Origin of the sequence: Sinorhizobium mexicanum (assembly GCF_013488225.1) — a bacterium.
Lineage (GTDB): Bacteria > Pseudomonadota > Alphaproteobacteria > Rhizobiales > Rhizobiaceae > Sinorhizobium > Sinorhizobium mexicanum.
In genome coordinates this window covers 752,542-774,994 of record NZ_CP041238.1, presented here as the reverse complement: position 1 = coordinate 774,994, position 22,453 = coordinate 752,542, and the positions used below count along the sequence as shown (strand labels likewise).

General features: G+C 61.7%; 24 protein-coding genes. 6 read left to right on the top strand and 18 right to left on the bottom strand.

Going from position 1 to position 22,453, the window contains the following annotated elements; translation table 11 throughout:
• The 5 genes from flgB to FKV68_RS03590 form a co-directional block, all read right to left on the bottom strand.
• Positions 1-381: a flagellar basal body rod protein FlgB gene (gene flgB, locus FKV68_RS03610; RefSeq protein WP_180940171.1), complete on the bottom strand. Its 381-nt coding sequence runs from the start codon at positions 379-381 to the stop codon at positions 1-3.
• 224 nt (positions 382-605) lie between these two features.
• Positions 606-1,103, bottom strand: coding sequence for a flagellar protein (locus tag FKV68_RS03605; protein WP_180941397.1), 498 nt, complete (start codon positions 1,101-1,103; stop codon positions 606-608).
• Between the two features lie 56 nt (positions 1,104-1,159).
• Positions 1,160-2,563 (bottom strand): flagellar protein export ATPase FliI, encoded by a 1,404-nt coding sequence (gene fliI / locus FKV68_RS03600; RefSeq protein ID WP_180941396.1) that lies wholly within the window; start codon positions 2,561-2,563, stop codon positions 1,160-1,162.
• Between the two features lie 15 nt (positions 2,564-2,578).
• Positions 2,579-3,301, bottom strand: a complete 723-nt coding sequence (gene flgF / locus FKV68_RS03595; RefSeq protein WP_180940170.1) for a flagellar basal-body rod protein FlgF — start codon at positions 3,299-3,301, stop codon at positions 2,579-2,581.
• A 1-nt stretch (position 3,302) separates the two neighbouring features.
• Complete coding sequence (locus tag FKV68_RS03590; protein WP_180940169.1) at positions 3,303-4,082, bottom strand: DUF1217 domain-containing protein; 780 nt, start codon at positions 4,080-4,082, stop codon at positions 3,303-3,305.
• A gap of 184 nt (positions 4,083-4,266) precedes the next feature.
• Between FKV68_RS03590 and motA the strand changes: the two genes are divergently transcribed.
• The 6 genes from motA to FKV68_RS03560 all read left to right on the top strand — a co-directional run bounded on the left by motA (position 4,267) and on the right by FKV68_RS03560 (position 9,527).
• The gene (motA, locus tag FKV68_RS03585) at positions 4,267-5,145 is read left to right on the top strand and encodes a flagellar motor stator protein MotA (protein WP_180940168.1); all 879 of its coding nucleotides are present in this window, start codon (positions 4,267-4,269) and stop codon (positions 5,143-5,145) included.
• A 1-nt stretch (position 5,146) separates the two neighbouring features.
• Positions 5,147-6,094, top strand: a complete 948-nt coding sequence (locus tag FKV68_RS03580) for a FliM/FliN family flagellar motor switch protein (protein ID WP_180940167.1) — start codon at positions 5,147-5,149, stop codon at positions 6,092-6,094.
• A 53-nt stretch (positions 6,095-6,147) separates the two neighbouring features.
• Positions 6,148-6,777 carry a flagellar motor switch protein FliN gene (gene fliN / locus FKV68_RS03575; protein ID WP_180940166.1) on the top strand — a complete coding sequence of 210 codons (630 nt, stop codon included), beginning with the start codon at positions 6,148-6,150 and terminating at the stop codon, positions 6,775-6,777.
• Between the two features lie 28 nt (positions 6,778-6,805).
• A complete protein-coding gene (gene fliG / locus FKV68_RS03570) occupies positions 6,806-7,837 on the top strand; it encodes a flagellar motor switch protein FliG (RefSeq protein WP_180940165.1) in 1,032 nt (343 codons plus the stop codon).
• Between the two features lie 161 nt (positions 7,838-7,998).
• Positions 7,999-9,081 (top strand): flagellar biosynthesis protein FlhB, encoded by a 1,083-nt coding sequence (gene flhB / locus FKV68_RS03565; protein WP_180940164.1) that lies wholly within the window; start codon positions 7,999-8,001, stop codon positions 9,079-9,081.
• The gene (locus tag FKV68_RS03560; RefSeq protein ID WP_180941395.1) at positions 9,081-9,527 is read left to right on the top strand and encodes a hypothetical protein; all 447 of its coding nucleotides are present in this window, start codon (positions 9,081-9,083) and stop codon (positions 9,525-9,527) included. Before flhB ends, FKV68_RS03560 begins: the two co-directional genes overlap by 1 nt.
• 28 nt (positions 9,528-9,555) lie before the next feature.
• Here the strand turns inward: FKV68_RS03560 and visR are convergent, their stop codons facing one another.
• The 13 genes from visR to FKV68_RS03495 all read right to left on the bottom strand — a co-directional run bounded on the left by visR (position 9,556) and on the right by FKV68_RS03495 (position 22,273).
• Positions 9,556-10,299: a transcriptional regulator VisR gene (gene visR, locus FKV68_RS03555; protein WP_180940163.1), complete on the bottom strand. Its 744-nt coding sequence runs from the start codon at positions 10,297-10,299 to the stop codon at positions 9,556-9,558.
• 11 nt (positions 10,300-10,310) lie between these two features.
• A complete protein-coding gene (visN, locus tag FKV68_RS03550) occupies positions 10,311-11,048 on the bottom strand; it encodes a transcriptional regulator VisN (RefSeq protein ID WP_180940162.1) in 738 nt (245 codons plus the stop codon).
• 857 nt (positions 11,049-11,905) lie between these two features.
• Positions 11,906-13,579 carry a flagellar basal-body MS-ring/collar protein FliF gene (gene fliF, locus FKV68_RS03545; RefSeq protein ID WP_180940161.1) on the bottom strand — a complete coding sequence of 558 codons (1,674 nt, stop codon included), beginning with the start codon at positions 13,577-13,579 and terminating at the stop codon, positions 11,906-11,908.
• Between the two features lie 248 nt (positions 13,580-13,827).
• Entirely contained in the window at positions 13,828-14,220 is a 393-nt protein-coding gene (gene cheT / locus FKV68_RS03540; RefSeq protein ID WP_180940160.1) for a chemotaxis protein CheT, read from the bottom strand.
• A 68-nt stretch (positions 14,221-14,288) separates the two neighbouring features.
• Positions 14,289-14,840 (bottom strand): chemoreceptor glutamine deamidase CheD, encoded by a 552-nt coding sequence (gene cheD, locus FKV68_RS03535; protein WP_180940159.1) that lies wholly within the window; start codon positions 14,838-14,840, stop codon positions 14,289-14,291.
• On the bottom strand, positions 14,837-15,226 hold the full coding sequence (locus tag FKV68_RS03530) for a response regulator (protein ID WP_025425902.1): 390 nt from the start codon (positions 15,224-15,226) through the stop codon (positions 14,837-14,839). The genes cheD and FKV68_RS03530 overlap by 4 nt, the downstream gene beginning before the upstream one ends.
• On the bottom strand, positions 15,226-16,284 hold the full coding sequence (gene cheB / locus FKV68_RS03525) for a protein-glutamate O-methylesterase CheB (protein WP_180940158.1): 1,059 nt from the start codon (positions 16,282-16,284) through the stop codon (positions 15,226-15,228). The genes FKV68_RS03530 and cheB overlap by 1 nt, the downstream gene beginning before the upstream one ends.
• A complete protein-coding gene (locus FKV68_RS03520) occupies positions 16,281-17,189 on the bottom strand; it encodes a protein-glutamate O-methyltransferase (protein ID WP_180940157.1) in 909 nt (302 codons plus the stop codon). Before FKV68_RS03520 ends, cheB begins: the two co-directional genes overlap by 4 nt.
• On the bottom strand, positions 17,186-17,653 hold the full coding sequence (locus FKV68_RS03515) for a chemotaxis protein CheW (RefSeq protein WP_180940156.1): 468 nt from the start codon (positions 17,651-17,653) through the stop codon (positions 17,186-17,188). Before FKV68_RS03515 ends, FKV68_RS03520 begins: the two co-directional genes overlap by 4 nt.
• A gap of 5 nt (positions 17,654-17,658) precedes the next feature.
• Positions 17,659-19,914, bottom strand: coding sequence for a chemotaxis protein CheA (locus FKV68_RS03510; protein WP_180940155.1), 2,256 nt, complete (start codon positions 19,912-19,914; stop codon positions 17,659-17,661).
• A gap of 19 nt (positions 19,915-19,933) precedes the next feature.
• Positions 19,934-20,299, bottom strand: coding sequence for a response regulator (locus FKV68_RS03505; RefSeq protein ID WP_065784641.1), 366 nt, complete (start codon positions 20,297-20,299; stop codon positions 19,934-19,936).
• A gap of 3 nt (positions 20,300-20,302) precedes the next feature.
• Positions 20,303-20,596 carry an STAS domain-containing protein gene (locus FKV68_RS03500; RefSeq protein ID WP_153438461.1) on the bottom strand — a complete coding sequence of 98 codons (294 nt, stop codon included), beginning with the start codon at positions 20,594-20,596 and terminating at the stop codon, positions 20,303-20,305.
• 42 nt (positions 20,597-20,638) lie between these two features.
• On the bottom strand, positions 20,639-22,273 hold the full coding sequence (locus tag FKV68_RS03495) for a globin-coupled sensor protein (RefSeq protein ID WP_180940154.1): 1,635 nt from the start codon (positions 22,271-22,273) through the stop codon (positions 20,639-20,641).
• Positions 22,274-22,453: the final 180 nt, after the last annotated feature.

Sequence of the window (22,453 nt, the reverse complement as noted above, 5' to 3'; positions counted from 1 at the left end):
TTATTTCCGTACCGTCATGAGCATCATCCGGTGAAAGGCTTTCACGAGCCCGGCATTGAGCTCGTAGTCGCGCTTGATTTCACCGGTCTTCATCATTTCCTGTTCGATCGCGACTGTGTTGCCGGACTGCTGCACCTGCACGTCGTCGATCATGCTGACGTCGGTGACCTGGGCGGCATCCGGACTTTCGGTGAAGTGCGCGCGATGCGTCGCCGCCATCTGGATGCCGGTGTTCTGCAGCACGCTTTCAAAGGGCTCGACGTCTTTCGCCCGGTAGTGCGGCGTATTGGCGTTGGCGATGTTGCCCGCCACCACGTTCTGACGAACCGTCAGCCATTGGGCCTGGCGCGACGCAAGTTCGAAAAGCTGAATCGGTTCCATCAAAAGCTCCTGCCTGATGGTGGCGAACCTAGGCAGGTAATCTTGCGTGGGACTTGTCGGGATCGCGTATTTCCGGACGGCCGGGCGATCCGGCTCCCACAACGGCTTGAATTCAAGGAAGGATGCAAGAACGGCTCATTATCGAGCACGGACAGTAACGGAGCTGCCGACAGCTTAAGCGCCGGCGCGCTACCGCTTTCCGCTGCATCCTCCTGATCGCAGGTCTACTGCTCTTCGTAGATCTCGCCCCTCGAGGTGATCATCACCCAACGGCCATTGCGCTCCTGAAAGGTCGCAAGGCGACTGTTGTCGGGCAGGATCGACCCTACGCGGACGATATACATGCCGCTTGCGTCCTCGATCAGGGCGCGGCCGTTGATGACATGCATCAGCCTGAAGCCCGACGGCCCCGGGAACGGCTGTTCCATTCCTGCTGCCGTATCCGGCCGGCCATGACCGGGCACATCGCCAAGTCCAGGCACGGTTGCTGTCGTCAGACGATCCACGGCGGCCGCCGTGTCGCTGTCCATATCCTTCATCGCCTGGGGCGAAACGGACAGCACATCGCGGCTCGGGCGTTCCGGCAAGTCGCGCGCCGTTCCCTGCCACAGACGCGGCATCGAGAACTCGCCTTGATGGACGAAGGCGTACCATGGAAAGAAGGTCGCGAAGGCCGCCATGGTCAGTCCGATGGCAGCCAAAAACTTGTCGATCAGCGGCATCTTTGCCTCGCGACGGCGCTGCCGAACGATCTCGTCTGCGTCGTAGTCGGTCACCCCTACCCCCTCGGTCGCATGCCGGCGGCGCCCGGCTGATTTCCCATCGCGGCCGCCTTCAACGCATTGGCAAGATCGCTGAAGGCGTCGAACGCGGCCCGCTCGCCGGGTGTCTGCTTGAGCACCTCATAGATGACCGGCACCTGCTTGATCGCCATGTCCAGGTCGGCGTCGCCGCCTGGCCGGTAACCGCCGATCAGGCGAAGATCGCGCGTTTCCTCGAAGCGATGGATCAGTGCCTTCAGGCGCGCCACCAACTTTTCCTGGTCCGGAGTCCACGCCTTCCGCGCCAGGCGCGAGATCGAGGCGAGCGGATTGATCGGCGGATAGCGCCCCTCCTCCGCCAGGCTGCGCTCCAGGACGATATGCCCGTCCAGAATGCCGCGCGTCGAGTCGGCGATCGGATCGTTGTGGTTGTCGCCGTCCACCAGGATCGAGATGATCGCCGTGACCGTCCCGGTCCCTTCGACGCCGGGGCCGGCGCGCTCGAGCAGGCGCGGAAGCTCGGTGAAGACGGAAGCCGGATAACCGCGCGCGATCGGAGGCTCACCCGCGGCCGTCGCCACCTCACGGATTGCATGGGCGAAGCGTGTCACGCTGTCGACGATAAGGAGCACGTTATCTCCCTTGTCCCGATAATGCTCGGCAATCGTGACGGCCGTCAGCGGCGCCATCTTCCTGAGCATGGGACTTTCGTCGCTGGTAGCGACGACGGCGACCGATTTGGAAAGATTGTCGCCAAGCGTGTCCTCGATGAATTCACGCACTTCGCGGCCGCGTTCGCCGACAAGCGCGATGACGACCTTGTCGAAGGCGTCCGCACGCGCCAGCATCGAAAGCAGCGTCGATTTGCCGACGCCGGAGCCTGCAAAGATACCAAGGCGTTGGCCGAGGCAGAGCGGCGAGAAAATGTCGATGGCACGCACGCCGGTCTTGAAACCGTGCTCGACGCGCTTGCGCGTCATGGAGGGCGGCGCGGTGTTGGAGATCGAGCGGCGAACGTCGCCTTGCAACAGGGGGCCGAGGCCGTCGATCGGCTCCGCCAGCGCGTTGATCGTTCGACCGCACCAGTTGTCGGTGGGTGCTATCCGGAAAGCGCCTTTGCGAATGACCGTATCATGAATGCCGATCGGATCGCCGGGTTCGATCGGGCAGACAACAACCTGCTCCGGCTCGACACGGACGACTTCGCCAAGATGGGTGCCGGTCGCACTCTTGTGCGCGACGAAGTCGCCGAGCCGAACGTGGCGCGAAAGACCGGTAACGGTGTAGTGACCGGGCGCGATCGTCTGCACGTGACCGCCCGGCGCGATCGAAAACTCCGGCTTCGAATAACGCTCGACCAACCCGGCAAGCGCCGCCAGCGATATTGATGCGGCAAGGGTCTCGGGGCCCTCGCGTTCCATGGTTTCCGTCATTTATCAGCTGCCGCCCAGCGTCTTGATTGCTTCTTCCAGCGATCCCTCGCTGTCGCGCATCAAGGCGGTGATGTTGTCGAAGGCGCGGGTGACCATGATGAGCTGCGACATTTCCTGGATGGCGTTGACGTTCGACTCTTCGAGGAAGCCCTGCATCACGCCGACGTCGAAACGGTCGACGACCGGCTCCGGCTGAATTGCCGGCATGACGGCGCTGTTGTCGTAGCGCATGAAGCCGTTGCTGAAGTCCGCCTCGAAGAGACCAAGCAGAGCGACCTGATTGCCGTTCTGGTGGATGGCGCCGTCGGCACCGACGGTGATCTCGCCTGCTCCGCCGTTCAGCTGGATCGGCGCGCCGCCGGCGTCGAGCACCGGATACCCCTTGATGGTGACGAGCTCGCCGGTCTCCGTCAGCGTGAACCGACCGTCGCGAGTCAGGGCCGGCCCTCCGGGCGTGTCGATCGAAAACCAGGCGTCGCCCTTGATCGCAAAGTCGAGCGAGGCGCCGGTGCGGGCAAGCGACCCGGTATTGGTGTTGAGATATTCCTCGCCTTCCGACACGTAGGAAACCTTGGTCGGCTTGGTGTCGCCGAGCATCTGGTTGAACTTTACTTCAGCACCGCGAAAGCCGACGGTGCCGGAGTTTGCGATGTTGTCGGCGATTGTGTTCAGGCGCTTTTCGAGCGCCATCTGCGACGAGATCGCCACATAGAGACCGGTCTGCACGTCAGCGTCCCCCGAGTTTCAGGCTGTTGATGGACAGGAGCAGATCGGAGGAAATGCCGTAGCCGCTCGATGAACCGAAGACCGCAAGCGGATCGTAGCTGTCCGTGGAATTATTGACTTCCCAAAGCGCGGTGAAGCGGTCGAGAAACGCCGCCAGCTTCTCGGGATCCTGGAAGTCCCTGAGATCGATCGCCGCCTCATAGGCCTCGGCCTGGCGATCGACATCGGCCGCCGCGAACTCGTCGGGCAGCTGCAGGGCAGTTCGCACGACCTGTGCCAAGGCCTCGTCGGCGATGATGGCGTAGCCGCTGGTGATCGTCGGCGCCATGCGCGAGAAATAGAGCGCCAGCCGCACGCCGGCATTTTCCTCGCCGGCATTCTGTTCGAGTGTCTGGCGGGCGTATTTGTCGGCAACGCCCTTTTGCGCGCGATCGAATGAGGTCGCCGCCTCGCCGTTGCGGGCAAAATTCAGGGATTCGACCAGCGCCTTGTAACGGCCATCCGTCAGCTTGTTGGCAAAGGCGTCATCGCTGTCGATGCCCTCGGAAAGCACCTTGCGCATGAAGGCCTTCGCATAGGCCATGTCTTCGAGGCCATGCGCCTTCATCGCGTAGTTGTAGAGCCGGCTGTCGGCGAAGAAATCGTCGATGGTTTTGATGCTGCCGATCGTCGCCAGATAATATTCCGTCTCGCGAGCAACGTCCGGCTGTTCCGAGACGCGCTCAAGCGATTTCGTCAGATCGGCGGTGATCAGCTTGTAGCTCGTATGGGTCGTGGTCACGATCGCTTCGCCCTGTCCGGAATGAAGCCGGGCGCGACTTCGCCCGACCTCGCAAATCCTGACCTGACTGGCTTGCGCGAACCTGTTCCGCGCGCGGGTTTCAAGAGGGCTCTACGAACAGCCTCACGCAAGGATGAAGCCCTATTCCGTCAACGGAAAATCACGATCGCGACAGGTATCGACAATGAACATCATCATCGGGCTTCTTGTGACCTTCGGCTGTATCCTCGGCGGATACCTCGCGATGGGCGGACACCTGGAAGTGCTGAACCAGCCTTTCGAGCTGATGATCATCGGCGGAGCCGGAATCGGCGGCTTCATCATGGCCAACTCGATGAAGGTCGTGAAAGACACGGGCAAGGCGCTCGGCGAAGCCTTCCGGCACAAGGTGCCCAAGGAGCGCCACTACCTCGACACGCTCGGCGTCCTCTACAGCCTGATGCGCGATCTCAGGACCAAGTCCCGCAACGAGATCGAGAGTCACATCGACAACCCGGAGGAATCGTCGATCTTCCAGTCCGCGCCGACCGTCCTGCAGAATAAGGAACTGACCGCCTTCATCTGTGACTATGTGCGACTGATCATCATCGGCAATGCCCGCTCGCATGAGATCGAAGCGCTGATGGACGAGGAAATCCAGACGATCACCCATGACAAGATGAAGTGCTATCACTCGCTGACGATCATGGGCGATGCACTGCCGGCGATCGGTATCGTCGCGGCGGTTCTCGGCGTCATCAAGGCGATGGGCGCCATCAACGAGGCCCCGGAAGTGCTTGGGGCCAAGATCGCCGCCGCGCTCGTCGGAACCCTGCTCGGCGTCTTCCTCTCCTATTCGATCGTCGGTCCGCTCGTCGCCAACATCAAGGCCGTGCGCGAGAAGCAGAACCGCCTCTACGTCATCGTCAAGCAAACGCTGCTAGCCTACATGAACGGCTCGGTCCCGCAGGTCGCGCTCGAATATGGCCGCAAGACGATCTCCGCCTACGAACGGCCGTCCATCGACGCGGTCGAGCAGGAGATGATGAACCCGGGCGGCGGCAGCGAAAGCAAGGCGGCATAACATGAATCCGAGCACGGCATCGAACGTCTACGCATTCGACAAGAGGCTGCTTGCGCGCATGATCGGCGCGCTCGGCGACGACAAGACCATCGGCCGGACCGCGCTCGAACTCGGCCAGGTCTTCGGCGAAATGCTTCCGGGCATTTATAGGGCCGAGACCGGTCACGACATTGCAATCGGCTATGCCGGTTTCAAGACCGGTCTCCGGAACGAGCTCATTGCCGGCCTTGGAGACGGCGTGCTGCTAACCGACGCTTCGCTGCGCAACTGGTGCCAAGATTTCCAGATCGGATGTGACAGCCCGGTCCTCATCACCCTCGTCGAAGCCCTGCTCGGCGCCGAGCCTACGAGCATCGGAGAACCGCAGCCCCGGTCGATGTCGCAGATCGAGATCGACGTCGCGGTGCCGATCTTCGACAAGATCGCCGATGTGCTGCGCGGAGCGGTGAACGCGCCGGATGGCTTCGAGCCTGTCGTGGGCCGTCCGTACAACAGCCAAACACGCCCCAAACCCGATCCGGCAATGGAGGACGTTTACGCCGCCTCCATCGATATGACGATCGGCCTTGGCCCGGTGCTCTCGACCTTTTCGGTGATCGTTCCCCAAAGCGTTCTCATCAAGACACAGATCGTCCCACCCAAGGGTGCCGGCGGCGCTGATAAGGGCAAGACGGAATGGACGGAGCAGCTCGAGGAACAGGTTCGCCGTTCGGCCGTAACGCTCGAGGCACGCATCCGGCTGGAAAGCCTGACACTCGACACGATCAGCCGCCTGCAGCCGGGGGCCGTGATCCCGTTTCATGACGGCCAGGACGTTCGCGTCGACGTAAACGCCAACGGACGCGAGCTCTATGTCTGCGAGTTCGGGCGGTCGGGCGCGAAATACACGGTCCGGGTCAAGGATACGCACGGCTCCGAACAGGACATTCTTCGCCACATCATGAGCTAACAGCCCGCCTCGGTAGAATGCCTGAGGCAAGCTTCAACTGGAATAATTCGCACATGGCACCCAAGAAAGCAGCACCCATCCAAGAACAGGCCGCCTTCGCCGTCGAAGACACGGAGCTCGACCAGGCGATCGACGACCTGCGCGGCGTTCTCAAGAAGGATGGCGACCAGGCGGCGGAATTTGGCGCCGACTTCGCCTCCACCGGCGCGCTGGACATGGCAACAGAATTCGGCGGCGACTTTGGTGGCACGACCGACAGCTCAAGCGCATTCGGTGGCGCATTCGGTGGCGACTTCGGGGCGGACAGCTTCGGTGGCGATTTCGCCGACGCTGGATTGAACGGCGCCTTCGACGCCGGCAGCGCTTTCGGCGGCGGCAGCTTCGATGCTGCCGAGCCGGCAATCGAATCCGCGCCGGGTAGCGGCATGACGGCCAATCTCGATCTGATCATGGACATTCCGATCGATGTTCAGATCGTGCTCGGCACCAGCCGGATGCAGGTTTCCGGGCTCATGGGCCTGGCCGAAGGCGCAACGATCGCGCTCGACCGCAAGATCGGGGAGCCGGTCGAGATCATGGTCAATGGCCGGGTGATCGGCCGCGGCGAAATTACCGTACTCGAGGGCGACGTAACCCGTTTCGGCGTCAAGCTCATCGAGATCAAGGGCAGCAAGAACACATAGGCCCAATGAATGGGCGAGGGATAAATCCATGATGGATTTCGAAAGTTTCGGGGCACAAACGCCGGCACATCCGCTGAGCCAGACAGACAAGGCGGCCGCCGTGTTGCTTGCCATGGGCAAGTCCGTGGCCGGGAAGCTCTTGAAGTTCTTCACCCAGAGCGAGCTCCAGGCGATCATCGCCGCGGCGCAATCACTGCGCGCCATCCCGCCCCACGAACTCGAAGCGCTCGTCAACGAGTTCGAGGATCTCTTCACCGAAGGTGCGGGCCTGATGGACAATGCCCGGGCGATCGAAAGCATCCTCGAAGAAGGGCTGACCCCCGACGAGGTCGACGGCCTGCTCGGCCGCCGCGCCACCTTCCAGTCCTACGAAGCAAATATCTGGGATCGTTTGCAGGAATGCGATCCGGTCCTCGTTGCCCAGGCGCTTGCCAAGGAACACCCGCAGACGATCGCGTACGTCCTGTCGATGATGCCCTCAAGCTTCGGCGCCAAGGTGCTGTTGCAGCTTTCGGAAACACAACGGCCTGATATCCTCAACCGCGCCGTCAACATAAAGAATGTCAGCCCGAAGGCGGCCGCCATCATCGAGGCGCGCGTGATGGAAATGATCGACGAGATGGAAGCCGAGCGCAACTCGCCCGGACCGGCCAAGATCGCCGAGGTCATGAACGAACTCGAAAAGGGACAGGTGGACACGCTGCTCGCGTCGCTCGAGACGATCAACACCGACTCGGCCAAAAAGGTCCGGCCGAAGATCTTCCTCTTCGACGACATCCTCTTCATGCCGCAGCGAAGCCGCGTGCAGTTGTTCAACGACGTGTCCACCGACATCATCACGATGGCGCTTCGCGGCTCGGCGCCGGACCTGCGCGAATCGGTTCTCGCGTCGATCGGCGCCCGCCAGCGCCGCATGATCGAATCGGATCTGGCGGTCGGCGACGCCGGCATCAACCCCCGCGACATCGCGATCGCCAGACGGTCGATCACCCAGGAAGCGATCCGCCTTGCCGCCGGCGGACAGCTGGAGCTCAAGGACAAGGAAGCGGCGGCCGCCTGAGGCCCGCCGCGACTCCATAATTCCTGTTGACCCGGCCCTGCCGGCTGCGCCAGACCCTTGCGCGTCAGAAATTCCAGGTTCACGACAGCGGGAGAGCGTTGCCGCAGGCTTGCCTGATCGGATGACGTTCGATCGGGCAATCGCCGGGAGCTTCCTGTTTCATGTCGGAAGATCAGGACAAAGACAGCAAGACCGAGGCGCCATCGGAGAAGAAGCTCTCCGATGCCGCCGACAAGGGTAATGTCCCATTTTCCCGCGAGGTGACGGTGTTCGCCTCGACGCTCGCGATCTACATCTTCGTCGTCTTCTTTCTGTCGGACGGTGCGGCCAGTGTCGCCGAGGCTCTCAAGGACATTTTCGAGCAGCCGGAAGCCTGGCGGCTGGACACCTCGACCGACGTCGTCGCGCTGATCTCGCACATCGTCATGAAATCCGGGGCGCTGCTCGTCCCGATCTTCGTGCTGCTCATCATCTTCGGTGTCGGATCGTCGATCTTCCAGAATCTCCCCCGTCCGGTCCTCGACCGCATTCAGCCGAAGATGAACCGCATATCGCCAGCAGCCGGCTTCAAGCGCATCTACGGCGTGCAAGGGCTGGTCGAATTCGGCAAGTCCCTGTTCAAGATCGTCGTCGTTTCGACCGTCGTCGTCCTTGTTTTGTGGAACGACTATTTCGCCACGCTCGATCTGATGTTCTCCGATCCGGTGACGATTTTCACGGCGATGACGTCCGACCTCAAGCAGATCATGATCGTCGTCCTGCTGGCGACGGCCGTGCTTGCCATCGGCGACCTCTTCTGGACGCGGCATCACTGGTACACGGAACTCATGATGACGAAGCAGGAGGTAAAGGAGGAACTCAAGCAGTCCCAAGGCGATCCGATCGTCAAGTCGCGGTTGCGCTCGATCCAGCGCGACCGGGCGCGCAAGCGCATGATTTCCTCGGTGCCGCGCGCCACGCTGGTGATCGCCAACCCGACGCACTATGCCGTCGCCCTGCGCTACGTTCGTGAAGAGAACGATGCGCCGGTCGTGGTCGCCATGGGCCAGGACCTGGTCGCGCTCAAGATCCGCGAACTTGCCGAGAAAAACGGCATTCCGGTCTTCGAGGATCCGCCGCTCGCGCGCTCCATGTTTGCACAAGTCTCGGTGGATAGTGTGATTCCACCGGTGTTTTACAAGGCAGTCGCCGAACTCATTCACCGGGTTTACGCAGCTCAGCCGCAACAAAAACGGGTGACGTGATCTCGATGAAAAAGTGCGAATTCTCCGAAAAACGCGAGCAGATAGTGGCGGAAGCAATCCGTCCGGTGGCGACGGAACTGCGTCTGGTCGACGCTGCGGACTTCATCGCGCTCTTACGGTTCGAGTCACATGCGAGCCTCGCCGACCTCGTGGAGTCTGCCGCCGAGCTCTACTTCCTGCCGGGCACGGTGAATTTCGGTCTCGGCGGCAACTATAATCTGGATTGGGACAGCAACCCCGAGATCGTTCTCGACCTAGAACTGAAGCCGCGTGGCATTACGGTCTATGCGCGGCTGACTCTCGGCAACGACACCGCCGGGGTCGAGATCAGCCATATCAGCTTCCAGCACCCGTCCGCGGATCCGGACGAAAACACCGCCTTCCTCGCGAAAAGCCTGGAAGAGGCGAAATTCGTCAAATCCTACGCCCTTCCACTCGCGAGCTAGGACCGAGGGGCCACCGCGACAAAAGTCGTCAACTGATATAGCCGAGGCGTATCGCCTTAGCGATCGCCTGGATGCGATTGACGGAGTCTAGCTTCGTCGTTGCCGCCCCGAGATAGGCATTGACCGTGTGCACGGAGAGACCCATCTTCTCGGCGATTTCCTCGCTGATGTGCCCGTCGCCGGCCATCTGCAGGCAAGCGATCTCGCGATCGCTGAGCGCCTCCGCCTGAAACAGTCGCCTTTCGTCTGCGGCGAGCATATCCGTCATGATGTGGCAGCTCTGCGCATGCAGATCGACGACCTGCTCGCTGGACGCATCGATATAGCTGCCGGTGAAGACGACATAGCCGTTGCCCTGAGCGCCGAGTCGGACCGGGAAGGCGATCCCGGAATAGGCGAGTTTTCGTCCCGCCAGCCGCTGCGCGAACGGACGGAAATCGGCGACTTCGGCGGCCTGATGCTCGCCCAGGCCATCCCACAGGACCGGCAGCAGGGAGCGATCGAGATGTGCAAGCAACTCCTCGCCATAGACGCCTATGAGATCGCGGGCGTTCGCCTCGCACGCGGCACCCCAGTTGTGAAGGACGCAGGTTAGCTTGCGCGCCGCAGGCGTGCCTCTGCCGTTGACGCGCAGAACAGCGAAATTCTTCGCATTGATCCGCCGCTGCATCGCCTGCAGCCGTGTCACCAGGGTTGCCGCGCGCGCAGCCCGCCCATTCCTGCCCAGTCGGCCATCGTCGTCGGGACGACCGCCTGTGACGAAATGAACCATCGGTGCCTCCCTTAAACCAGATTGTTGCGAACGGCGTGGGCGATCGCTTCCGACCTCGTTCGCGTCGCAGTCTTTCGCATCACGCTGGTGATGTAATTATTGATGGTATTGCGGGATATGCCGAGAATGACGGCGATCTCCTCGCTCGTCTTGCCTTCGGCGATCCAGAACAGGCATTCGATTTCGCGTTCGGTCAAGTCGCATTCGCGCTCGTGCCGTGCATCTACGCTGGTCTTGAGGCTTGCGACATAGGCGGCAAGCAACGCGATATCACGCAGCCCCGCCTGCGACAGGATCACGTCCGCCGGGAACAGGAGCATCAGCGAGAACCGCGTTCGTCCGACGTTGAAAACAACGGCGCAATATTCCCGGCTCACCCCGCGAGGCAGGTCTATGTCATCCGGCATCGTGTGAAAGCACGGCTGCAGGACCGCGAGGCACTTCTCCAGTTCGGTCGTCTTGGCGTTGAGGTCGACAACGATTCCCGCCAACCGCCGCACGACATCGAACGGCCAATCGGAGCAGACGACGCTATCAAGCCCGCCGTCCTGGGAAAGCTCGTGGCGTGCAAGCAGATAGTGGGTGGCACCAACGTAATCGGTCAGTGCCGCAAGTGCGTTTGCAAAACCCCCGCGCTCGGCGGTTTCAGCGAGTCGCCGGATCAATTGTTCCCTTGAAATCTCGCGCCCGCTTTTATGCGGCGCAGCCGTCTGCAAAGGCCAAACGACCCCTGCCTGCGAAATGTCCATAGCCTCAGCCCCCGTGCCGAATTCGACGCCCTGAACATGCGCTTGTTATCGCCGCCGACAGCCCGGCCGGAACCGATATTCACCGCCATCCGCAAATCAGGACGCGAATCAGTTCCTAAACTGTACATCGCGTCTGCGGAAAAACCACTGGCGTCCTCTGGCCGTTTACTTCAGCGATGATCGATGAAATCATTTGCGATTACCTGGTCCGCGACCGATCAGGCAAGAGGCGAACCGAAAAGCCTCATTAAATATACCGCATTGATATCCAACATTTTTCTACGCAATTTCGTTTCCTCGACACATAACGAGAGCGCGTCTGAACTTGCGCATGAGCGCGATTTTTGCCGCGCTCATGCCCGCTTTTTTAACTATACGCTGCCAACGAAATAAAAGCGAAATTTACTTTACCGCAGCCCCTGTTGCCAAAATGCACCAATTCCGACACAGTCTGCGCGTAGGAGCTTCATGAATAAAAGTCAGCCTCTTTTCGATTTTATTTGGAATATTTCAAACTATATTTGCCGAAACTTAGCACCGGACATAGAACTGATCAGTAGATGCACCGCCAGGCGAGGCATGGATCGCGGCTCCGAATCTACAAAGGTTGCTTTATTGTTAATTTTCATACCGGACATTGCGGCCGAGACTCCGAGGGCGGCGGCGGATTCTTGATGTCGAGTCCCGACCCGGTCGCCAATACACGCCGGACTCAACCAATATTTCAACGATAGCCTCGATTCGCGTTCAGGATTTCTGGGGCGTCGCGCAAGCCGAACTGATCCGGCCGCACTAAAAAATCCCGCCACTCGGGCGGGACCTTTCTGCAAAGTGTCTGCTGCCTTGCCGAATGTTCGTCAGGCGGCGCGGTCGAGGGCCCATTTGCGCAGGATCTTCGCGGCGCGCTCCTCGCTGATCTCCACCATGCGGGCGAGTCGCCGTTCCGGTCCTTCCTTGACGCGCCGGTTGAAGTTGCCCTCCTCGCCGAGGTTGAGCAGGTCGTCGGTGCTGTCGAAACCGAAGTCCGCGCCGAAGCCTTCCATAAGCGCACCCCCGGCACCGGCGCCGACCGGCGAGAAGTCGGGCAGTTCGAGACCGGCCGCCTCGCCTTCCAGCTGGCCCGCCTTGCCGCCGAAACCCATCTGGCGGGCGAGCGGCCGCATCCCCATCCAGACAACCAGGAAGGCGACCGCGACGAAGGCAAGCGAGTTGATGATGCCGCCGAGATTGCGCGTCAGCATTTCCATGACGCCCGGGCCGGACACCGGCTGGTCCAACAGCTGCGTCTCGACGAAATCCATCGCGTTCAGCGTGACGACGTCACCGCGGTTGGCGTCGACGCCCGCGGCGGACGAGACGATCTTCTGCATCTCCTGCAGATAGGCGTCGATCTTCGCCTGATCAGCCGGTTCTCCCACCATTGCCGCGAGACGACCGCGGTTGACGACGACGGCGATCGACAGCCGCTCGATCGAATAGCTGTTCTTGACGGTGGCGATCGTCTTGCTGTTGATCTCGTAGTTGGTCTGTTCTTCCTTCTTTGCCGCCTCGTCGCTGGACTGCGGACCGGCGCCGCCGCGCGGTGCGGCCTGGGGCACATTCTGCTGCACGGTTGCGGCATTGTCCGGCTGTTGCTGGCTGGACTTCTGCTCTTCCTTGGTCACGCGGGTCGAGCGCTCGACACGCGACTCGGGGTCGAAGACGGTTTCCTGGATCTGCTGCGCATCGGTGTTGAGCGCCGCCGTCACGCTCGTGCGGAAATTGTCCATGCCGAGGAACGGCGCAAGCGCATTGTCGATCTTCTTTTCAAGATCGGTCTGGACATTCTGGACGACGCCGAGCGACTGGTTCAGCGCGCTGTTGGCCGGGTCATCCCCGGAGGCGAGAAGCTGTCCGGTGGAGTCCAGAATGGTAACGTCGTCAACATCAAGTCCCGGCACGGAGGATGCGACGAGATGGCGGATCGAGGCTGCCGCACTGCGGCCAACGGTGGCGCTCGCGCGGATCATGACCGATGCCGTCGGCGTCTGGTCGGCCTTGCGGAAGCTTCCGCGCTCCGGCATCACAATATGCACGCGTGCGGCGGCAATGCCAGAAATCTGCTGGATGGTGCGGGCAATTTCGCCTTCAAGCGCACGAACGCGCGTGACTTCCTGCATGAAAGACGTGAGGCCAAGCGAGCCGACATTGTCGAAGAGTTCGTAGCCGGCATTGGCGCTGCTGGGAAGCCCGCGTTCGGCAAGCAACAGGCGGGCCTTACCGGTCATGCCGACCGGAACCTGGATGCTACCGCCATCGGACCCGACATCGAAATCGATATTCGCCTCGGCGAGCGCAATGCTGATCTGGGTCACATCGCTGCGCTCAAGGCCTACATAGAGCGTCTCATAAGAAGGCCTGTTGACGTAAATGCCGGCGGCAAGGACGAAGCCGACCGCAACGATACCGGCCACGGCGAGCGCGATCAGTTTGCTTTGCCCCAGACTGCCGAGGTTTTTCGTGAACGTCGAGAATTGATCGAACAGATTCATTCTGTTTCCGCACCCAGTATCGCAAGACGGTCAGCCGGTCATCCGGCCCACGCCATGCGCAGATCCAACATTCGGGTTCGCTGGGTATCGGCTTGCGCTCAGCCGATGTCCAATACGCGCGAATCTACCAGCCCCGGATGCGAAGCTAGGCAGCGAAACTTGCGCGAACTTGGTCAGGCCACGTTGCGTCGGCTAAAACAACCTCGTGGTTGTTTCTCAGGCATGTAGCGGAAACTGCCGGCTACGGGTCAGAATGCCTCGAAGTCGCCGGAGGCTTTCGTCAACGGCTGCGAGTGGCCATAGCGCAGCATGCCATTGCTCAATGCCTTCTTCATATCGGCAAGCTTGATCAGGTTGACCGCAGTCGTAACGTCGACCAGCCAGGTGTCGGGGATGGATGCCGTGATCGTATCGATAAACTCGGCCAGCCCCCGCGTCTTCTGTACGGCGAGATCAAGCCCCTGAAGCACCATCATTTGCTCGGACTCGTCCGCCGCGCCCACGCCGCAATTGCCGTAAAGCTGCGGCTCGATGCGCTCGATGAGATAGGCGACGTCATGGAGCTCGGTGACGATGCGCGTCAGCACACCGGGCAACGATTCTTCGGCGTGAGGCGTATGGCTCTGATGGTCAATCTGCATAGTCAGTTCTCACGTCGTCTGCGAATTCGGAAGTGCGTTTCTCTCTGCCGGCCCGAGGGCAAGCACGATCAAAAGAATTCGATCGAGCTTTCCACCGGCTTCGGCACGGGCATGGGCCGCTGATCCAACTGGATCGCCTGCTGCGCTTCGACGCCCGTCAAAGCATATTGGCGGGCACGCCCGGACGATGGCCAATATTCCAGCTTGCGACCGTGTTCCCCTCCCGTGCTCTCTCCGACGATGCGGATCCCTTCGTCCAGCAGGAACTGGCGCGCAAACGCGGCATTCTGCTCACCGACATTGGAGAACCTTGCAATCGTCTTGGCGCCGCCGAAGATCTTCGCTTCCAAGCGGTCGCGACGGGCTCCCTGCTTCAACAGGCCGTTGATCAGGAGTTCCATCAGGTGCACGCCATAGCGCGTGGCATCGCTGCCGGAGTTTGTCGCGGAGCCGGGCAAGAGGAAATGATTCATGCCGCCGACACCGATCACCGGATCGCGCAGGCAAGCGGCCACGCAGGAACCGAGGATGGTCGAAAGAACGATATTCGGATCGTTGACGACCTTGAACTCGCCCTGGATGACGTGAACGCGCCTGCCGGCAGCAGCCGCGGTCGTCATTTCAGTGCCCCGAACACTGCCTCGATTGCAGCCTTCATCTTTTCAATCGTGAAAGGCTTGGCAAGCACGTTGTTGGCACCGAGGGCTGCTGCCTTCTGCACCAGCGCGCGATCGCCCTGGGCGGTCAGGATAATGAAGGCCGCCTTTTTCGTCGCCGGGTTCGACCGGACGGCCTGCAACAGCCCCAGTCCGTCCATCTTCGGCATGTTGAAATCCGAGATAACCAGATGGTGCGGGTTCTGGGCCATGATCTTCATGCCCTGCTCCCCGTCGCCGGCTGCAGTGATCTGCTTGAAACCGAGCTGCTGCAGGGCGTCGCCGAGGAGCAGGCGACTGGTGACCTGATCGTCGACGATCAGAACTTTTATTTTTTCGGCGATGGACATTATTCGCTTCCTTCTTTTCGGGCTGCTGCGGTCTTCAGGATCTCCTCCCCGATCGATCCGAGGGGGAGCTGCGTTTCGACAGCACCCAATTCATAGGCAACTCTAGGCATGCCGTAGACGACACAAGTCTTTTCGTTTTGTCCGAAGGTGCGTGCTCCGGCATGGCGCATCTTGAGGAGACCGGACGCGCCGTCGCGGCCCATTCCGGTCAGGATGACACCGATCGCATTGCGGCCTGCGAGCTCGGCAACCGAATCGAACAACATATCGACCGAGGGGCGATGGCCGTTGACAGGGGCGCGTTCGACCAGCCGGCAGCAAGGCGCGGCGGCATTGGCCACCTGAAGGTGGCGTTCGCCGCCCGGTGCCAGGTAGATCTTGCCGATCTCGAGGCGGGCGCCATCGGTCGCCTCCTGCACCGTCGGCGCGCAAAGGCGATTGAGCCGCTCCGCAAAGCTCCTGGTGAAAGTGTGCGGCATATGCTGGGTGATCACCGTCGGCGGGCAATTGGGCGGAAACTTCTGCAACACCGTGATCAGCGCTTCGACCCCGCCGGTCGACGCTCCGATGGCGATGATCTTGCGGCCCGCCCTGTATTCGGAAGCGGCATTGGCATTTGCCGCGGCGGGTGCTGCGGCCTTGTTGCCGGTGATGATGAGTTTTCGCTGTGACCGGGCAGCCGCCTTCACCTTGTCGACCAGATCGCCGAAGGGATGGGGGTCGCCCGGATGCGGTTTGCCGACACAGTCGAAGGCGCCGATCTCGAGCGCAGCGATCGACGCTTCCGCGCCCTTGTGGGTCAAGGTCGAGACCATGATGACCGGCATCGGGCGCAGCCGCATGATCTTGTCGAGGAACTCGAGCCCGTTCATGTTCGGCATCTCGATGTCGAGGGTGACGACGTCGGGATCGAGTTGCTTGATCGCCTGGCGCGCCTCGATCGCATCGGCCGCCTGACCGACGACCGTGACCTCCGGATCCGCATTGAGCACTGCGGTGATCAGACCGCGCATGGTGGCCGAGTCATCGACAACGAGAACGCGTGCGGGAACACTCATGCCCGAACTCCATGAAACTTGCCGGTATGGCGATAGGTCGTGATGCCGATATTGTCGAACAGCGACTTGGCGTCTCCCGACACGCGCTCCGAATGGCCGATATAAAGATGCCCGTTGGTGTTCAGCACGCCGGCAAAGCGCGACCAGATCTTCATCTGCGTCGGCTCGTCGAAATAGATCACCACGTTGCGGCAGAAGATCACGTCGAAGGGCCCCTTCACGGGCCATTGTGCCATGAGGTTCAGTTCGTTGAAGGTGATCAGCCGCTTGACGCGATCGTCGATCTGCCACTTGAAGCGGCCACCGACATTGACCTCGCTGAACCACTGCTTGCGCATCGCGGTGTCGATCGTTTCCAGCGCCGTGGCGTCATAGGCACCGGCCCGCGCAAGTGCCAGGATCTTCGGGTCGATGTCCGTCGCGAGAATGCGGAAGTCATAGTCCGCCGCGTTCGGCAGCAGCGACAGAACCGTGAGCGCGATCGAATAGGGCTCCTGACCATCCGAGCATGCAGCCGACCAGATGCGAACGCGCCCACCATTCCTCGCGCGGGCGATGAGGTCGGGCAAGACCTCCGTCTTCAGGTGTTCGAAGTGGTGGTTTTCGCGGAAGAAGCGGGTGAAGTTCGTCGTCAGGTGCGAGAGCATGTCGCGCCGCGCCGCCGCGCCGGCCGGCGAGGCGACGAGCTGGCAATAGTCGCGAAAACCCCTGAGCCCGAGATTGCGGATGTGCTTCGAAAGCCGCGAATAGACGAGCGATGCCTTGGATTCGTTGAGGTAAATGCCGGCGTCCGCATAAATCATCGCAGCGATTTCACTGAGATCGCGGCGTGTCAGCGGATACTCACCGCTTGCAAGACATTCGTCCGGCGACAGCCTCGGTTCGAGAATGGCCTGGGCTCTCATGCCGCCTCCCTTTCTTCCCGGGGGAAGACCGCTTCGAGTTCGATCAGGCAGATCATCCGGCCTTCGATGGCCAATACGCCTCGGGCAAAGCTCTTCTCGAATTCCGACGAAATGTCCGGCGTCGGCTGGATCTCATCGTCCCTGACGGTCAGGATGTCGGATACGGCATCGACCAGGAGTCCGACCATCTGGCTCTTCACCTGGGCGACGATGATCACATGCCGAACGGTCGGCTCCGCGGCCTTCATGCCGAGACGCGCTGACAGATCGACGATCGGCAGCACTGCGCCGCGCAGATTGATCACGCCGAGCACATAGGATGGCGCATGCGGCATCGGGGTCGCCGGGGTCCAGCCGCGAATTTCGCGGACGGCCATAATGTTCACGCAGAATTCCTGATCTCCGACGCGGAAAGCGATGAGCTCCCGGCCGCCAGTCGTCAGATTTTTTGCAGCATAGGTCATGACTGTTATCCGGCTGCAGCAAGCGACATTTCAGGTTTCAGAGACTGTCCGCGCGATGCGGCTACGATGGCGTCGACGTCGAGGATGAGCGCCACGCGGCCGTCGCCGAGGATGGTCGCCGCTGCGATCCCTGGAACATGGGTATAATTTGCCTCCAGGCTCTTGATTACCACCTGCCGCTGCCCCTGGATCGCATCCACCATAAGGGCGCGCTGACCGCCACCCTCAGACTCGACGAGCAGCGCCACGCCCTCGACCGGATTGGCCTGCGTCGCGCGGAAATTCAGGATACGGCCGACATCGACCAGCGGGCAGAATGAGTTGCGGATCGAGATCAGGCGCTGGCTGGCGCCGAAGCTGTGGATCGCGGATGCCTCGGGCTGAAGCGTTTCGACGATCGCGGTCAGCGGCACGACCAGCGTCTGATTGGCGACCGTCACCACCATGCCGTCAAGGACGGCGAGCGTCAGCGGCAGGCTCATCGTGAAGACCGAACCCTGCCCGGGCTTCGATGAGATGTTGATGCGCCCGCCGAGCGCCTGGATCGAGCGCTTGACGACATCCATGCCGACGCCGCGGCCGGAAATGTCGGAGATCTTGTCGGCAGTCGAGAAGCCCGCGTGGAAAATCAGGTTATCGATTTCCTCGTCCGAGAGGTTGGCGTCGGCGGCGATGAGATCGTTGTCGATCGCCTTCTGGCGCACCTTCTCGCGGTTGATGCCGGCGCCGTCGTCGGCAAGCTCGATGACGATGCGGCCCGAACGGTGCTTGGCCGTCAGGCGCACGGTGCCTTCGGCGCTCTTGCCGGCGGCAAGTCGTTTTTCCGGCGTTTCTAGGCCGTGGTCGACGGCGTTGCGGATCATATGCGTCAGCGGTTCGGCCAGCTTGTCGATGACCGTCTTGTCCACTTCCGTATTCTCGCCTTCGGTGACAAGACGAACGGACTTGCCGGTCATGTCGGCGATTTCGCGGACGATGCGCGACATGCGCTGGAAGACGGGCTTCACCGGCTGGGCGCGGATCGCCATGACGCTGTCCTGGATCTCGCGGGTGAGCTGTTGCAGCTCCTCGAGGCCCATGTTGATCGACGACGTGCCGTTCGTGTCGTTCTCGATCACGCTCTGCGACAGCATCGCCTGGTTGATCACCAGTTCGCCGACGAGGTTGATCAGGCGATCGACGCGATCGAGGTCAACGCGGATGGTCGGGGTCGCTGCGGAGGCGGCCTGCTGGGCGGCCGCCGCGTTCCTCTGAGCCTCCACCGGCGCCCGGTTTGAAGACTGGGCCATCTGCAAAACATTGCTCGCCGTCTCGGCCGCCGAAACAGCCGCATCGCGGTCGCGGGTCGCGATTTGCTCTTCCTCTTCGGCCGAGCCGGCCGCTGCCTCGTCCAGCAACGAGAGATCGAAGGGAACGGGCTGCATCGGCAGCTCCTCGCTCGCGTCGACCGCGCCGCCGCAGGCCAGCGCTATGTCGAGGTCGCAATCCCATTCGGCGAATTCGAATACAGAGCGGACCGCGTCTTCGCCCTTGTCCGTCTTCAGCGAAATCTTCCACGAGAAGTAGGCCTCTTCCGGATTCATCCGGTCGAGCGGCGGTAGGCCATCCGTATCGCAGTGAATGCTCATCTCGCCGAGGCGCGACAGGTCGCGCAGAAGTAGCGTCGCATCATTGCCCTTGGCATAGAGCTCGGATTTCGGCCTGAAGACGATCTCGTAGCACGTCCCCTCGATCAGGGCCGGTTCGTCCGCCTCGAAGTCTTCGAAGGAAAAGGCAACGGGCTGGAAGCCTTCCTCGTTCACAGGCGGCGCGACAACAGGCGCAGGAGTTGGGGCTGCACCCCTGGGCGCCGGCTCGGCAGGGGACGCCTGCGGCAGCTCGCCATTCGCCAGCGCCTCGAGTTCCTTGATCAGTTGACGGCTGCGGGCCTGATCGACGCTGCCGCCATCGCGCGCAGCATTGGTGAGGTCAGCGAGCACGTCCGCCGACTTCAGCATGACCTTCAGGACGTCCTGATTGGGCTCCAGCCTGTTGGATCGAACGCAGTCGAGCGTCGTCTCGAACACATGTGCGAACGACACGAGATCATCCAGCCCGAACGCGCCGGCGCCCCCCTTGATGGAGTGGACCGCGCGAAAGACGGCGTTGACCGTTTCCGGATCACGATCACCGTCGTTGAGCTTCAGGAGACCCGACTCCAGTTCCGCGAGTTGCTCCTCGCATTCCTGGAAGAAAATCTCTTTGATTTCGTTCATATCCATTGGAGGCTGTCCTCGGATTTCAGGCCGTTACGCGCTCGATTGCGTCGATCAGCTTGGTCGGGTCGAACGGTTTGACGATCCAGCCGGTGGCACCTGCCTGCCGTGCGCGGTTCTTCTTTTCAGCATCGCTCTCCGTGGTCAGCACGAGGATCGGCACGGCGCGGTAGCGGTCGTTCTTGCGCACGCCCTCGATGAAGCCGAAGCCGTCGAGGCGCGGCATGTTGATGTCCGTGACGATGACGTCGGGATTGGCCTCTTCGAGGACCTCGAGACCTTCGACGCCGTCCTCCGCCTGGATCGTTTCGAACCCGGCGTTGTTGAGCGTGACGAGAAGCATGTTCCGGATCGTCCGGGAGTCGTCGACAGTCAGAACTCTCTTCTTCATTTCTCAAATCTCCTTTGCCATCAGGGGATCGATGTCCACGCCGATGAGCTGTGTCGTTTTAACGAAGGCGTCCGACACCTTTGCAAAGGTGAAAGACAGCTGCTGTTCTTCCCAATTTCTTGCGCCGGCGATCAGCACCTGAACGCAGAGCGCACCGATCCGCTCGACAGCGGAGGCATCGATGGCGACTGCGCTGCCTTTCAGCGCCAGCAGCTTTTCATGCAGCGCCGTCGCCTCGTTCAGATCGAGCACAGGAGCGAGCCTGAGCGTCTTCTGAGCGGTCTTCTTGCTGGCCATTTCGGGTTCCTCGCCTGCCTGCGTTAAATCTCTTGCCCAAGACTAGTGGTGCCGTGCCGCAACATGTCGCCCCGTGACAGCGCCGTCGTCGAACAGAGCGATCGCGTCGTCGTCGCTAGCCTGCCCCGGCGCGCGCTGCGATGCGGGCGAGAGCGCCGGGCTGCGGATCGCCGCTGCCCGCCCCGCCTGATGCTGTTCGAGACGGAAGCTGCGGACCGTCCGGCCCAGTTCCTCGATGACCGCACTAAGGTCGCCCGACGATCTCGCGGCGTTTTCCGCCAGCGCCGCGCTTTGCTGCATTGCTTGCGAGATGCCCCCGATTTCGGTGGTGGCGGTACGAAGATCGCTCACATGGTCTTCGGCGTCACGGGCGATGCCCGAGACCGCCGCGTTAATGGAAATCACCTGCTCGACGATGCTGCTGATCGCATCCTGCGTTCGGCCGACCATCTCGACGCCAGCCTCGACCTGGGCCTTGGTTCCGGTAACAAGCTGCTTGATCTCGCGCGCCGCCTCGCCGGAGCGCTGGGCAAGTGCGCGAACCTCCTGGGCGACCACCGCGAAGCCGCGGCCGCTCTCGCCGGCGCGTGCCGCCTCGATGCCGGCGTTGAGAGCCAGAAGATTGGTCTGGAAGGCGATTTCGTCGATCACGCCGATGATCTGACCGATCTTCTCGGCAGACGCCTCGATGTCGGCCATCGCCGAAATCGCCTGACCGGCAATCTCACCGCTCCGCTCGACGGCAATGCGCGTCTCGTTCGCTTTCGTCTCGGTTTCACCGATGCGCGCCGATCCGATTTGCATGCGTTCTGTTACGCCGCCGAGTGTTGCCGCCTGACGCGAAAGTGCCTCCGCTTCGCCTCCGGCCCTGCCGGAAAATTCCGCCACACGGGCGTGCAGCTGCGAGACCATCGCTTCTGCCGCTGTGCTGCGCTCGTCAGCGGATTTCAGCGTCGCCTGAATCTGATCCAGGGACGCATTGAGGCGTGCGACGATCGGTTGATAGGCATCCGAAGCGTCTTCCGGCAGCCGGGCAGCAAGATCGCCGTCACCGAGAGCCTCCAGAAAGCTTGAGAAAAGGTCGCTGACCGCCGTCTCGTCGTCCCTGCGCTGCTCGGCCATTTGCCGTTGATGCTGCTGGCGCAAGGCGTTGAAACGCAGCGATACCGCGATCTCCGTATCGACGAAGGCGGTGCGCACGAGCGCGGCGACGAGATTGCAGAGTTCCTTCTTGCGCGCCTTGCCGAAGGGAAGCAGCGAGCTGGGCCACGCGTCCTCGACGAGGCCGGTTAGCAAATGCTCCAGTACCACCGCGTGACTTGCGACCTGCCAGCGGGGGTCGAGCCCCATGCGACCTTCCGTATCGGCAAGCACTTTCACGCGCTCCGCATAAAGCCCGTCGAAACGGGCATCGGTCAGCACATTCCAATGCGACGATTGCAGATCGTGCAGACGATCAAGCTGGCGGTCACTTTCGAAGTGGCGGGCGGCCTCCGGATAGGTTTGAAACCGTTGAAAGAGATCCCGTAGCGCAAGCTCGATGCGCGGCGAAAGGGCCTGGCGGTGGTGGCGCACAAGCGCGCAGCCGTCTTCGTCGAGCCCGGCAAAACGCAAGCGCTCAAGCAAGCTTCCTGCTTGGCCCCTCCTTGCCTGTTCTGACGACGCGTCCTGCTTCACACCAATCCCCGGCCTGTTGCGCAATCGAAACTCGCCTGGGGAGGGCCAGCCAGCAAGCCAGCGGTGGTTACGCCCGATCGATGCGATCAGCGCGCCGCAGCGTCTGCCACCGTCCATCCCGCAAGTAATTTCGGTGAAGAATAGATCCCGGACCGGAACCGGTACGGCGGGGCGGCGTCA